At 37.3% G+C, this 14,316-nt stretch carries 13 protein-coding genes; 7 read left to right on the top strand and 6 right to left on the bottom strand.

The annotated features are described in order from the left end of the window. Position 1: 1 nt before the first annotated feature. On the bottom strand, positions 2 to 1,468 hold the full coding sequence (locus KME09_04995; GenBank protein ID MBW4533274.1) for a Fic family protein: 1,467 nt from the start codon (positions 1,466 to 1,468) through the stop codon (positions 2 to 4). Positions 1,469 to 1,741: 273 nt separating this feature from the next. Between KME09_04995 and KME09_04990 the strand changes: the two genes are divergently transcribed. Both KME09_04990 and KME09_04985 read left to right on the top strand, forming a co-directional pair. Then, positions 1,742 to 2,884, top strand: a complete 1,143-nt coding sequence (locus tag KME09_04990; GenBank protein MBW4533273.1) for a histidine phosphatase family protein — start codon at positions 1,742 to 1,744, stop codon at positions 2,882 to 2,884. Between the two features lie 81 nt (positions 2,885 to 2,965). Continuing rightward, positions 2,966 to 4,447 (top strand): iron uptake porin, encoded by a 1,482-nt coding sequence (locus KME09_04985; protein MBW4533272.1) that lies wholly within the window; start codon positions 2,966 to 2,968, stop codon positions 4,445 to 4,447. Positions 4,448 to 4,490: 43 nt separating this feature from the next. Here the strand turns inward: KME09_04985 and KME09_04980 are convergent, their stop codons facing one another. After that, positions 4,491 to 5,486 (bottom strand): aldo/keto reductase, encoded by a 996-nt coding sequence (locus KME09_04980; protein ID MBW4533271.1) that lies wholly within the window; start codon positions 5,484 to 5,486, stop codon positions 4,491 to 4,493. 195 nt (positions 5,487 to 5,681) lie between these two features. Beyond that, complete coding sequence (locus KME09_04975; GenBank protein MBW4533270.1) at positions 5,682 to 7,712, bottom strand: elongation factor G; 2,031 nt, start codon at positions 7,710 to 7,712, stop codon at positions 5,682 to 5,684. Positions 7,713 to 7,804: 92 nt separating this feature from the next. On the opposite strand from KME09_04975, the gene KME09_04970 reads away from it, so the two are divergent. The 4 genes from KME09_04970 (at position 7,805) to KME09_04955 (ending at position 8,956) form a co-directional block, all read left to right on the top strand. After that, positions 7,805 to 8,017 (top strand): hypothetical protein, encoded by a 213-nt coding sequence (locus KME09_04970; GenBank protein ID MBW4533269.1) that lies wholly within the window; start codon positions 7,805 to 7,807, stop codon positions 8,015 to 8,017. Between the two features lie 26 nt (positions 8,018 to 8,043). After that, positions 8,044 to 8,253, top strand: coding sequence for a type II toxin-antitoxin system HicB family antitoxin (locus tag KME09_04965; protein ID MBW4533268.1), 210 nt, complete (start codon positions 8,044 to 8,046; stop codon positions 8,251 to 8,253). A gap of 77 nt (positions 8,254 to 8,330) precedes the next feature. Next, positions 8,331 to 8,621 carry a nucleotidyltransferase family protein gene (locus KME09_04960; protein ID MBW4533267.1) on the top strand — a complete coding sequence of 97 codons (291 nt, stop codon included), beginning with the start codon at positions 8,331 to 8,333 and terminating at the stop codon, positions 8,619 to 8,621. After that, positions 8,618 to 8,956 carry a DUF86 domain-containing protein gene (locus KME09_04955; GenBank protein ID MBW4533266.1) on the top strand — a complete coding sequence of 113 codons (339 nt, stop codon included), beginning with the start codon at positions 8,618 to 8,620 and terminating at the stop codon, positions 8,954 to 8,956. The genes KME09_04960 and KME09_04955 overlap by 4 nt, the downstream gene beginning before the upstream one ends. A gap of 197 nt (positions 8,957 to 9,153) precedes the next feature. Here KME09_04955 and KME09_04950 read toward each other — a convergent pair whose 3' ends face one another. Genes KME09_04950 through rmuC form a run of 3 tightly spaced genes read right to left on the bottom strand, consistent with a single transcriptional unit; the run spans position 9,154 to position 11,742 of the window. Next, positions 9,154 to 9,450, bottom strand: a complete 297-nt coding sequence (locus KME09_04950) for a HigA family addiction module antidote protein (GenBank protein ID MBW4533265.1) — start codon at positions 9,448 to 9,450, stop codon at positions 9,154 to 9,156. Between the two features lie 34 nt (positions 9,451 to 9,484). Then, a complete protein-coding gene (locus KME09_04945; protein ID MBW4533264.1) occupies positions 9,485 to 9,631 on the bottom strand; it encodes a type II toxin-antitoxin system RelE/ParE family toxin in 147 nt (48 codons plus the stop codon). A 35-nt stretch (positions 9,632 to 9,666) separates the two neighbouring features. Beyond that, a complete protein-coding gene (gene rmuC, locus KME09_04940; protein MBW4533263.1) occupies positions 9,667 to 11,742 on the bottom strand; it encodes a DNA recombination protein RmuC in 2,076 nt (691 codons plus the stop codon). Positions 11,743 to 12,077: 335 nt separating this feature from the next. Between rmuC and KME09_04935 the strand changes: the two genes are divergently transcribed. Continuing rightward, positions 12,078 to 14,159 (top strand): M3 family metallopeptidase, encoded by a 2,082-nt coding sequence (locus KME09_04935; GenBank protein MBW4533262.1) that lies wholly within the window; start codon positions 12,078 to 12,080, stop codon positions 14,157 to 14,159. The last annotated feature ends 157 nt before the right edge of the window (positions 14,160 to 14,316 follow it).

Here is a 14,316-nt window from a genome sequence, read left to right as displayed (position 1 = left end):
TTTAAATACTTTTATTCCAATACTCTAAACCATTAACGATTATTTCTTCGAGCCAAACTTTAAAACGTTCTATCAGCGCAGTTTTTTCATCAGCATAGGAGAATTGAAAAGGAGATTCTGAAAGTGTTTGTATATCATTGGTGTTACTTTCTCCGTTACCAGAATCATCTCGATGATAGGCACAAGCCGAACATACTAACAATCCTCGATATTCATGACCAAGCACGTGAAATGATAACAAAATTATAGTTGGATATTGAACGTCAATAATTAACTGTATCCACTGGTGATATGAGCGAAGATTAGCAAAATAGTCTAATTGTTTAGCAGTTTCGACAATTTGATAACGATGATAATGGGATTGAGAACCATCAGATTTTGGAGTAACTGTAAAAACTTGAAATTCATCTAATAAATTTGATAGCGAAAGTTTAATTTCCGCAATAACTTCTTCTAAACGTTGCAATGCCAAATCGTATAAATCTTTGGCAAAACCTTCAACTTGATGACATCTATTTTGGATTGTTATCGATTGATTCTGATTAAGTTTGTCAGCAATAGAGGCAATAACAATTTGAGTACGGCGTGATTCCGATAAGATTTGCTCGGATAAACCAAGACTGCGAATAAAAGCTCTTTTTTGATTTTTCGCAAATAAATTAATCAAATCTGATAAATCACCTCGATCTGCTTTTTCTGAAGCTTGAATATATATTGCCCGATCATCACGAGTAATTACCAAAGGAAACCAACCCACTTGTATAAAAACTAAATTTCCAAGACATCGAGCAACACGACCATTACCATCTTGGCAAGGATGAATTTGGGTAAAACGATGATGTAACCAAGCTGATTTGATTTCAGGTGGTATCTTTTTATGGTTATGCTGATGATGTAATTCAATTAATCGATCCATTTCCGAAGCTACTTGTTCTGGAGGACAATATTCATGAATAGAGCCATCTCCTCTCATCGGATTATTTGCCTGTTTTTTCCAATCTCCTCTTATTAGTGGGACATTGATAACTTGACCTGTAGATGGTACTAATGCCTCTGTACTATCTTGATTTTGAGTGAGAAGTTGATGTAACTGCTTAACATAAAAAGTTGATAAACTTCTTGTTCTGCCAACAAAATCAAATAAACTTTCCATTGCTGCTTTTTGATCTTGAATCAAAGCAATTACCTGAGCTACAGGTCGATCTGTAGAACCATGGGGAATTAAAGATTCGTTGATTCCTTGCTCAATTAATAATCGCGTTACTCCGCGATCTAGTGTATATAACCTTTCAATAATTCCCGTCTCAATTGCTATTTCACGGCGCAATTTTTCCATATAAGTTTTAAATTCACCAGAGTCACGCAAACGATCTGCTTGCTCATTCCAAACGGTTACTAAAGGTGGTAACTCAGGATTAGCCCATTTTTGCCAATCTGTTGGTAAGTCGTTTATTGGTTGCCATTGCATAACAGTTGTTGTAGATATTATGTAGATATTATTTATTCTTGATTATAAAATTTGCGATCGCTTCAGGCTTTAATTCCTCCACTTCTCTAAAGTGGAAAAATCCCATAGTGGTGGGTTTATTTTCCCACTATGCCAGTCAAGCTAATAGCTACCGCGAAGCGGTTTAATATTTGATTTATTATGAAAAATTTCTCACACAAGCTTCACTTCATTTTCATTGGAATAGACAAATCTATATACAGTAATGAGTAAGTAAGCAATAATTATTAATTTATGAATAATTTCTTATCTCCTTCCGCTCCCTTTACCAAAATAATCCTAGTTCGCCATGCTCGCACTACCTATAACGAACAGGGCAGATATCAAGGTAGTAGTGATGACTCGGTATTAACAGAAAAAGGACATCAAGATGCTTACTCTACAGGATTAGCTTTGCAAAAGTATAATTTTGATGCGATTTATACTAGTCCGTTAACCAGAGTTCAACAAACCACTCAAGCAATTCTTGCTACTTTTAAACAAAAAAATAATAATATACCTCCTCTATTTATCGATCGCCAGTTAACTGAAATTCAAATGTCAGATTGGCAGGGATTATTGTATCAAGAGGTTAAAGAAAAATTTATTGATGCTTATAATTATTGGCAGAATACTCCCCATCTTTTTACTTTAAATGGTACTTTGTTTCCTGTGAGAGAACTATTTAAGCAAGCACAACAATTTTGGCAAAAAATTTTAACTAAACATCGCGGTCAAACTATTTTAATTGTGGCGCACGGTGGCACTAATCGAGCTTTAATCAGTACGGCGGTTGGTTTAAATCCAGAATATTATCATAGCTTGCAGCAATCTAATTGTGGGATCAGTTGCTTGGAATTTTACTCAAAACATAACATTGGTGAGCTTAAATACTTAAACGTCACCAATCATTTAGGCGAAACCTTACCAAAACTTAAAGCAGGAAAAACTGGCTGGCGATGGTTATTATTATCTAAAGCTAATGCCAAAAATATAGCTAAATATTCCTGTGTAACAGGATTAATAAATAGTAACTCAATTGATTTACTATTAACCGATCGCTCAGTATCAGGATACCCAATTAAGGATCTAGTAGCCCAATCTAAAATTCCTCATATATCTCTAGCGCAAAACCATTTTTTAGATTGGCAACAAACAATTATTAAGCAAAAAAAATACTTTTTAAGTTCAGAACAAGCAAGTTTAACTACTGGTTTAATTATTGCTTCAGATAAATTACTAGCCCAAATTTTACAGACAACTTTGAAGATAAATACTTTAAATATCGCAGCTCATCTTGCTATCATTCATTATCCTCAAAATTATAGCTATTCAATCTTGCAGGGAATATTACCACTGATGGCAGTGAGCAGTCAAAAGTTAACAGTTAATCAGTAATTTTTGATTAATCTACACATTGTCTTACTTTGATTTCAATCCAAGTAAAATAGATAATCTTGCCTTGCTATAAACAAATTAATGAAAATAAAATTTAAACAAAAAATAAAATTAGGAATTATTGTAATCATATCTTTTTTTAATACTTCTGCTGCTTTAGCTAATAATATTAAATCAATTCCTGCTGTATCAAAATTAAAAAATATTCACACTGGAGACTGGGAATATCAAGCTTTACAATCTCTAGCTCAACGTTATAGCTGTACTGAAAAATGGCAAAACGATCAAAGCGATCGCCCTCTAAGTCGTTATGAATTTGCAGTCGGGTTAAATCATTGTCTACAACAAATAGATACTATTTCATCTCAAAAAGACTTGACTATTTTACAAAGATTACAACAAGATTTTACTCCAGAATTAGCTCGATTAACCAATAAGGTAGCTCAAGTCGAAGCTAATATTACTCAACTTGAATCAGAACAATTCTCCACCACAACTAAATTTAATGGTCAGGTTTTATTCTTTTTAACTGATAGCTTTGGACAAGAAGATAATAGTCAAACTACCTTTGGCTACCGCACCAGATTAATTTTTGATACGAGTTTCTCAGGTCAAGATCTCCTGAGAGTTCGTTTAGAAAGTAGCGATCTTGGTCGTTTAGATGATGTGACAGATACTTCCCTAAGTCGTCTAAGTGTTGATAGTGACAGCGATAATCAAATCGAAATATCAGAACTATCCTATACTTTTCAAACGAGCGATCGCACAGAAATTCTTTTCGGCACAGCAGGAGTTAGTCTGAATGATGTCGGAGAAGTTTTAAATCCTTTTTCCAGTAGTAGTAGTGGTGCAGTTTCTCGATTTGGTCGCAGAGATCCAGCTACTTTACGCGCCCCTGGAGGTTCAGGAATTGGCATTAAACAGGAATTTAGTGATGAAATACTAGGATTTGCGGGTTATTTTATTAATAATGAAGATGTAGCCGATCCTCAAGCTGGTAGAGGCTTATTTGATAGCTCTTATAGTGCGATCGCTCAATTAGTAATTAAACCAGAGGATGAATTAGCTTTTGCTGCTACCTATACCCGTACCTATGAACGTAATGATGATGTTAACCTGATGGGTTCTACGGGAGTTGAGGATGCTAACGAACCTTTTGAACAAAATGCCACTACCTCAAATAATTTTGGTTTACAAGCTAACTGGGAAGTCACTTCTGGTTTAGAAATTGGCGGTTGGGTTGGTTATACTCAAGCCCAACAACAGGAAAATGGTGATGCTAGCGCAACTATCCTCAACGGTGCGTTGACTTTTGCTTTCCCCGATTTAGGCGCAGAAAATAACCTAGGAGGAATTATCATTGGTGTACCACCTGTAATTAGCGGTCATGATGATGATAATTTAATTACGGAAGACACTCCTATACATATAGAAGCTTTATACCGTATAGAAGTTAATGACTATATCGAAATTACGCCTGGAGGATTTGTCGTTATTAACCCCGACACCGAAGATGGTAATACTTTGTGGGTAGGAACAGTAAGAACAGAATTTAGCTTTTGATCCGTTCAATTTTCTTCTTTTTATCCGAAGTATCGAGCGCGAGCTATGCTTTGTAAAACTCGACCGTTCTTCCTGCCAACTCAGCAACCTTGTCAATTAAATTTTGACGTTGTGATTCATTCATTGCCACAAAAGAATTAGCCAGAGCTACTTTTTCCTGCATTTGTTGGGGATTATTAAAACCTGTTACCAAAACACTAATCGGCATTGACCAAGCAAAATGAACTGCCTCGGCAATACTTACTAGGTTAGGAACAATTTTGGGATTATTGCCCGATTGTCCATGAGCCGAACCACCAAAAAAACCACCATTGGCTAGGGATTTCATGGCAATTACGCCGATCTTGCGCTCAATTAACTGGGGCATGACTTGTTTGATAAAGCTAGAATAGCTAGGATCGGCAAGATTAACTGGCATTTGACAAGTATCAAAAATATCCGACTCTGCCAATACTTGTAGATGGGCTGCTGGTTGGGTATGACCTGTAAAGCCGATATGTCTAACTTTTCCTGAAGCTTTAGCCTCTGCCATTACAGACCATACACCGTTGGTAATGCGATCGCTGACATCATCAGGACTATTGACACTATGGACTTGCCATAAATCGAGATAGTCAGTATTTAATTCTCGTAAGGAATCTTCTAAATCGCGACGAGCATCCTCAGTATTTTGAGCAGTAGTTTTGCTCATCAAATAAATATCATCCCGATATTTAGGAGTCAGCAATTTCCCCATCATCCTTTCGCTACCCCCAGACTGATACATACGAGCCGTATCAAAAAAACGTACTCCACCCTGCAAAGCAATTTCAATAGTTTCTTGGGCATCTCTTTCACTCAAGCCTCCCAAATGAGAGCCTCCCACCCCCAGCATTGTTACCGCTTCCCCTGTCTGTCCTAAAGTTCTTAAGGGTAATAATTTACCCCAGCGATCCGTAGGTAAATCGCTTTTTTGTTGACCTTGGGCATGGGTTTGAGAAGTTAAAATTAACCCTGTAGTTAAGCCTCCTAGCCATTTGAGTAAAGAACGACGCTCCATATTCGATCCCTTAAATTTTAAATATTTATACTTCTAAGATTATTTTAGAGCAGCTGACAAACTACTTTTAGCAAGTCCGATTCTGACTAGCTAAGTAAAAAGCCTAAAAGGATATACGATCGCCAGTTTTTATCTAAATGCGATCGCTTTAAGAATTGTAGAAAGAATTGCACAAAGCGATCGCTCGACGAGCATTTAACTAGCCGTGGTTAAGATATGTTGGGCTAGCTGATCGGGGACTTCTTGTAAATGAGCTACTTGCCAATTAAAAAATCCCACTCCCAAAGTCAGAGAACGTAATTCAATAATAAAATCATGCATTTCCGCTTGGGGTAAATACCCTGTTACCATGTCCCAACTCTGCCAGTTAGGAATGCGATCGTAGCCTAAAATTTGCCCCCGCTTACCAGTAATTAGTTGTAGAGCTTTAGAAGTAAAATCATTCGGCACAGAAACAGTAATTTCTAAAACAGGCTCTAACAAAACTGGGCTACAGTGGGTCATCCCTTCGGTCATTGCGATTCGGGCTGCCTGTTTAAAAGCTTGCTCCGAACTATCTACCGAGTGGTGGGAACCATCGGTTAGGGTAACATCAACATCCACCACAGGAAAACCGAGAGGGCCATGAGCTAAGTATTCTCTCACTCCTGTTTCCACGCCTGGGATATATTGCCGTGGAACTACACCGCCGACAATAGTTTCATGAAATTGAAAACCTTTCCCTCGATCCAAGGGTTTAATATCGAGATATACATCTCCAAAAGCACCGTGTCCCCCACTCTGGTGTTTATAACGACCATGAGAGTTAGTGGCAGAGCGAATAGTTTCTTTGTAAGGTATTTGAGGTAAATTGGTACTCATAGGTAGGTTATACTTGCGTTCGAGACGAGCTAAGGCTACCTGAAGATGAACCTCTCCCTGACCCCATAAAATCACTTCGCGGGTATCACCATGCTGTTCCCAATGCAAGGACGGGTCTTCTGCCAAAAGTTTACCCAAGGCACTACTAAGTTTGACTTCATCCTTACGGTTTTGTGGCGTAATCGCCAGAGCATAGACTGGAGCGATCGCTTCTGCTTGAGGCAAGGGTGCAACTGGTTCTGTCGCATTGGAAAGAGTATCTCCTGTAACAGCATGATCCAATTTACCAAGGGCGACGATCCTGCCCATAGATGCTCTTGGCAAAGGGTTCTGCTGTTGTCCCCTTAATTGATAAATACCGCCAATTCTTTCCCCATTCAGGATCATTCCTTCTGTCAGCTCTCCCTGCCAAACTCTAACTAGGGATAAGCGTCCACCTTGAGCAGTAAAATAGGTTTTCAAGACTTGCGCAATGGTATCACCATCACCTACGGCATTAACATCTAAACCTCGACGTTGAGCCGTAACCTCAGGAGATGGAGCCTCTTTAACTAAAGCATCAAGGAGGGGACGAACGCCAAAATCATGTTCTGCCACCCCAAAAAAGACAGGCACAATTAAGTCAGCACCTAGCTCTTGTTTCAAATCCTGGAGTATTTCGGTTTGAGACGGCTCAATTTCCTCAATTAATTCTTCCAATAAATTGTCGTCAAATTCAGCCAGGGTTTCTAGCATTTCCTGACGAGTAATTTTTTCCAACTCCATCAATTCTGCTGGTAAAGCAATGGGATCCGCAGGCTGTTGATGATGATATTGATAAGCTTGTTCCGATACTAGGTCAATATAGCCAATGGTCTGCTCCGCTTGAACAATGGGGTACTGTTGCGGCACGAGGGGACGGCTGGAAACTTTTTTTAACGCCTGAAGAATCTCCCCATAACCATAGGAACTGCGATCCATCTTATTGATAAATACTAAATGGGGAATTTCCCAATCATCAAGAAACTTAAATAAAGGAGCCAAGGTTAAAACCTTATCAACCAATGGTTCGCAAACCACCACCACAACTCCAGCACCCACTAGGGCATTGTAGGTTTCCTGGACAAATTCCACTGACCCAGGACAGTCTAAAAAGGTCAAATTAATTCCTTGATGCTCGGTATCGGCAACGGATAGTTCTACGCTCATTTGGCGATCGCGTGCTTCGGTTGAACTATCACCAACTGTATTTTTTTCCTTGATACTGCCTTTACGAGAAATTTGTTTGGTTACAAATAAAATACTTTCGAGTAATGTTGTCTTGCCGCTAGAGTATGGGCCCACAATTGCCACATTACGGGTGTTTTTGATGTTGCTGTTACTCATAACTCAACCCCAAAATAATATTTATTATTAGTTAGAACACTGTTTATTTGACACATTAGGTCAAGAGTGTCTCTAGCTCTATTATTTCAGTTTTGAAGCCTCTGACAGATGTTGCGGGAGTGTTTCTTAATGAACAATTACACTTACTGGCAATGGTATTGCGATCGCCTAAGTGGGAAAAAGTCCGATTTGAAGGCTACGCTACAATGACTAGAGCTATCTATATTGAAGCAATTGAATCTTATACAGATGCTGTACAAGAAACTTTTAGGCAAATCTGTATCATTGAAAATGCCGTAATTTAGTTAACCAATAAACCCGCAAATTATGTATGATTATTCGAGCCGTAATTGAATGGGATGCAGAAGCAGAAGCTTACTCTGCTACTTGCCCTGAACTTAATTTTATTTCATCCTGTGGCGATACCAAAAAAGAAGCGATCGCTAATTTAGAAGATGCAATTAAATTAATGCTTGAGCCTATTCCAGGTGATTTATATTCTAGTAATTCAACCTCTGAACAAATCGAATTGGTTTTGTAGAGAGAATAATTAAATGTCTCCTCGTACTCCTAGATTAACTGCAAAACAAATTATCAAACAACTCAAAAATTTTTTGTATGAATCATAAAGAAATACTCCAAGCAAAACGTTCAGAAATATTAGATATTGCTCAAAAGCATGGCGCATCAAATATTCGTATTTTTGGTTCTGTAGTTAGAAATGAAACTACGACGAATAGTGATATTGATTTCTTGATGGATATAGAGCCTGGAAAAAATCTATTAGATAGAATTGCGTTGATTCAAGATTTAGAGGATTTACTTGGCTATAAAGTAGATGTTGCTAAACCAGAAGTTTTACATGAATACATTAGAGAGCAAGTTTTGCAAGAAGCTATTCCTCTATGAAAAACGATTTACTTTATCTGAGTAATATTCAAGAATGTATTGAGGCAATTGAATCTTACACAGATGCTGGAGAAGAAACTTTCATGCGTACCCGTATTATTCAAGATGCTGTAATTAGAAATTTTGAAGTGATAGGGGAAGCAACAAAAAGACTGTCGCCAAAAATCAAAGAAAAATATCCAGAAATACCTTGGAGAAGAATTGCTGGGTTAAGAGATGTTTTAATTCATGATTATCTAAGAGTTGATTTAGCTGAAGTTTGGGGAATCATTAGCGACTATTTACCTGAATTAAAAATTAAAATTAGGATGATTATTCAAGACATTGAAGACTAAATCAAAGCAATTTATTTTTTTATTGTGCCAAGCGCGATCGCACATCCTGTTAATTTCCAACTCTCTCAAGCTTGAAAAAAAGCGATTGTCTTGACTAAGCTACAATTGTCAAATGTCATCTATATTATTAGATTATTTAGTTGATGATACTAATCAAGATGGAACTGCCGATGGAGCAGGCGATCGCGCCATGAATTTTAAGAAGCATAGGGTTGAATTTCTGTTAAAACTTTTCCTAAATTTCGCTTTGCTTCCATCAGTTCATAAGCATTTTGAAGTCTGAGAAAATATCCTTCTGATAACCCGAAGAAACGGCATAGCCTTAAGTCGGTGTCTGCTGTCACTCGTCTTGTCCCATTAATGATCGCATGAATTCTGTTAGATGGGACATTAATAGCCTTTGCTAAAGCATTTTGACTCATCCCAATTTCTTCAAGAAATTCTGCTTTGAGAATTTCACCTACTTTTGGATTATCTAATAATTTGTTATTCATTATCTGCTTTGATATGTACAGTAGTTAAGTAAAATTAGGAATGATAGTCAACAATTTCCACATTACTGGCATTTTCTTTCTTCCAAATAAAACAGATTCTCCACTGGCGATCAATCCTAATGCTGTATTCTCCCTTCAAGCTTTCTAACTTATTTCCTGGTGGGTTTTGTAGATCAGCTATGAGATATCAATCTATAAAGTGAATATCAAATTTTATTATTTATCATTTTCTAAATTGTATTCTTGCGTTATTAATTGAATAGAACGATCAATTATTTTAATACTTTCAACTTCATCATTACCATAACCACCTATTTCTTGAAATTTTCGAGCAGTTACCAGAAGTCGAGATTCATAAGACCCTATTGTTGTATTATATGCTTTAACAGTATCATCAAGCTTTTTACGGACAGTGTTTAAATGCTGTGTAAATTTAATAAATCTGTCATATAGTTCTCGACCTAAATTACCAATTGCTTGAGCATTTTCTGCAACTCGTTCCTGCCTCCAACCATACTCTATGGTTTTTAATAGTGTAATTAAAGTTGTTGGTGTAGCCAAAATAACTTTCTTTTCTATTCCAAACTCAATTAACCTTGGGTCTTGTTGAAGAGCAGCACTGAAAAATACTTCCCCAGGTAAAAACATAATCACAAATTCAGGTGTTTGATTAAATTGTTCCCAATAATTTTTGGAACTTAGTTGATTAATGTGAGTACGAATATGTCCAGCATGATTTTTCAAACACGCAAGCTGTATTGATTCTTCTTTTGCTTCTATAGCTTCTAAATAGGCTTTTAAAGGAGTCTTAGAATCTACAATTACTTGTTTTTTGCCAGGAAGCTTAACAATTAAGTCTGGTCTACTAGGAGAACCGTCTTCAGTGTGAACAGTTTCTTGAATGGTAAAGTCGCAGTGTTCTTGCATACCTGACAATTCCACTACGCGCTTCAATTGCATTTCTCCCCATATACCACGAACTACAGGCTGACGCAAAGCTTTTGATAAATTAGCGGTTTCAGTTTGTAGTTGATATTGAGCATTAACAACGGACTGTAGTTGTTCTGAAATTTTACCCTTATCTTCTTGTCGAGAATTTTCAATTTCTTTAATTTGTTTATTAAATGCCTCAAGGGAGCTATTTAATGGTGAAACTAAGTTGTCTAATCGATTATGAGAGGACTGATGAATGTTGGCAAAAGTTTCCTTGGCTACTTCAATAAATTGCTGATTATTATGTTGTAAAGCTTTAGAAGAGAGGAGTTCAAAGGTGCTGGTAAATTTTTGTTCTAGGTTTTCAAGTAAATCTAATTGAGATTCTAAGTTGGATAATTTTGCTATTAAATCATTTTTTTCGGCTTGAAACTCTTGATTTTTAATTTTTTCTTGTTCTAGTTCTTGTCTGAGATAAGCTAGTTGTTCTTGTTGAGCGTTAGCTGCTGCATTCTTTTGATTAGCTAATTCTATCTCTTCTCGATAACGATTATTTTCTGAATTTACCTGCTGTAAATTAGTATTCAAGTCTTCGATTTTCTGTTTAGCGGATTGCTCTTTGTTGCTTAAATTGGCAGTTAATCTGGATATATCTTCTTTTTGGACAGTAATTTGTGATTGGAGACTCTGAACTTCGCTTGTTTTAATTTGTAACTCTTGCTGCAACTCTGATAAGCGTGATATCTTTGCCTCTGTATCACTGTTGGACAATTTTGCTATTAAATTAGTTTTTTCAGTTTGAAGCCCTTGATTTTTAATTTTTTCTTGTTCTAGTTCTTGTCTAAGATAAGCTAGTTGTTCTTGTTGAGCGTTAGCTGCTGCATTCTTTTGATTGGCTAATTCTATTTCTTCTCGATAACGGTTACTTTCCGAATTTACCTGCTGTAAATTAGTATTCAACTCTTCGATTTTCTGTTTAGCAAATTGCTCTTTGTTGCTTAAATCGGCAGTTAATCTGGATATATCTTCTTTTTGAACAGTAATCTGTGATTGAAGACTCTGAACTTCGCTCGTTTTAATTTGTACCTCTTGCTGCAACTCTGATAAGCGTGATATCTTCGCCTCTGCATCGCTTGCTTTACTGAGAGTTGAGCGAATTTCTATTTCTAACCTTTGATTTTTTTGCTTTTGGTCATTGTTTTCAGCCGACAATGTTTCTAGTTGCGAACAATAAAAAGATAATTTATCATCACTTGCCCGCTTTTGAGATTTTATTTCTTGTATTTGCAAACGCATTGTTAGCCTAATAAACATTCCGCCTAAAATCAATCCAACTATCAAGCCAAGTAAAACTTCCATAAACAAAATTAATTCAAATAAGGATCTGTTATCTAAAATGGCACTTATTTAAACAATTCCCTGCTGTGAAGCTTAAATTAACAAAAGCTGAAAAAAATCTAACTTACAAATATTTTGATTAACCGATTATTAAATTTTAATGGTGGGCAAATTTCTTGATTAAAATGTTGTGTACTCAAAGTATTTTTTTACCCACCCTACATTTGATTGGACGTGCGATCGCAAACTTAAAATTTCTAAAATTTCGGTAATCCCAACCTGCATACTGCTGCAACACCTTCAGATAAAACGTTAGGGTAAATAAATATAAATATAATCGGCAGACATTTATTTACATGACAGACGCAACTATTACCAAAAATCCATTATTAATTGGCAAAGGACTACCTCCCTTTAACGAAATCAAGGCAGAACAAGTCGTTCCAGCCATGACGCAACTATTAAAAGAGTTAGACGAAGCAGTTACTAAACTAGAGTCAAATGTAACTCCTACTTGGTCTGGTTTAATCGAACCCCTGACAGAGTTAGAAGAGCGTTTAGGCTGGAGTTGGGGGATTGTAGGACATTTGATGGGGGTCAAAAATAGTCCTGAATTGCGCGAAGCTTATGAGAAGATGCAGCCAGAGGTAATTAAGTTTTATACCAAGCTAAGTCAAAGCAAGCCTTTATACGAAGCATTTAAAGCAATTAAAGATGGTGCAGAGTGGGATAAATTAGAGCCAGCGCAACAGCGGATTGTTGAGTCTTCTATTAAAGATTTTGAATTATCTGGTGTGGGTTTGACAGGGGAAACTAAAGACAGATTTAATCAGATTCAATTGGAGTCTGGGGAATTATCCACTAAGTTTTCTAATAATGTCTTGGATGCGACTAAGGCTTTTAAACTTAAGCTGACTGATAAAAAAGACGTGGAAGGCTTACCTCCTAGTGCTTTGGGCTTGATGGCGCAAACTGCTAAAGCTGAAGGCGATGAAGACGCAACTGCTGAAAATGGCCCTTGGGTAGTTACTTTGGATTATCCTAGTTATGTTCCCTACATGAAATATGCCACAAATCGGGAATTGCGGGAAAAACTATATAAAGCTTTTGTCTCTCGTGCTGCTAGTGGTGAATTGGATAATCGTGGCAATATCGATCGCATTTTAGAATTAAGAAAAGAAAAAGCAAATATTCTCGGTTTTGCTAATTTTGCGGAATTGAGTTTAGCTAAAAAAATGGCGACTGATGTAGATGCAGTCCAAAAGCTACAGGATGATCTGCGAGGTGCTAGTTATGATGCAGCAGTTAAAGAATTTGAAGAGTTGAAAGCTTTTGCAGGACAAGAAGATCTTAAGCATTGGGATGTAAGTTATTGGGCAGAGAAGCAGCGAGAAGCTAAATTTGACTTTAATGAGGAAGAATTGCGTCCTTACTTCTCTTTACCTAAAGTTTTGGATGGTTTATTTGGTTTAGCTAACCGTATCTTTGACGTAACCATTACCGCAGCCGATGGGGAAGCACCTGTATGGCACGAAGATGTACGCTACTTTAAGATAGCTGATGAAAATGGAGCGATCGCCTTTTTCTATCTCGATCCTTATTCTCGTCCCGCCGAAAAACGTGGTGGTGCGTGGATGAATGACTGTGTTAGTCGAGCAAAAATGACTGTAGAAGGTAAGACAGAAACTCGTTTACCAGTGGCATATCTCACCTGTAACCAAACTCCTCCTGTGGACGACAAACCTAGCTTGATGACTTTTGGTGAGGTAACTACCCTCTTTCATGAATTTGGTCATGGTTTACAGCATATGTTGACTACCATTGATTATGTCGGTGCAGCGGGAATCAATAACGTGGAATGGGATGCAGTAGAGTTACCCAGTCAGTTTATGGAAAACTGGTGTTACGATCGCCCGACTCTTTTCGGCATGGCAAAACACTATCAAACTGGCGAAACTTTGCCTGAAGCATATTATCAAAAGTTAGTTGCTGCGAAAAACTATATGAGTGGCTCAGGAATGCTGCGCCAACTGCATTTTGGGATGTTAGATATGGAACTCCATTCTAATTATGAACCAGGAGGAACAGAAACTCCTAATGATGTGCGCGATCGCCTAGCTAAAACTACTAGCGTCCTACAACCCATTCCTGAAGACAATTTCCTTTGTTCTTTTGGACATATTTTTGCTGGCGGATATGCAGCAGGATACTATAGCTACAAATGGGCGGAAGTTTTAAGCGCCGATGCCTTTGCTGCTTTTGAAGAAGTTGGTCTGGAGAATGAAACAGCAGTGAAAACTGTAGGTAAACGTTTTAAAGATACTGTTCTGTCTCTCGGTGGTAGCTTACACCCGATGGAAGTATTTCAATCTTTCCGAGGTAGAGAGCCACAAACTGAGCCTTTATTAAGACATAGCGGATTATTAGATGCTGCTTAGTAGATCGTTAAGTTTGAATTGATGGGTTGAGATTAAATAGTGGGTAGTGGGTAGTAGGTAGTAGGTAGTAGGTAGTAGGTAGTAGGGGCGATTCGCGAATCGTCCCTACAAGATCGCATGTTTTTTATTTGGAATGACTATATTTCATTTTAATTTT

The sequence above is a fragment of the Pleurocapsa minor HA4230-MV1 genome (assembly GCA_019359095.1).
Lineage (GTDB): Bacteria > Cyanobacteriota > Cyanobacteriia > Cyanobacteriales > Xenococcaceae > Waterburya > Waterburya minor.
The sequence above is the reverse complement of the archived record's forward strand: the minus strand, read 5'-3'. Positions and strand labels throughout refer to the sequence as shown.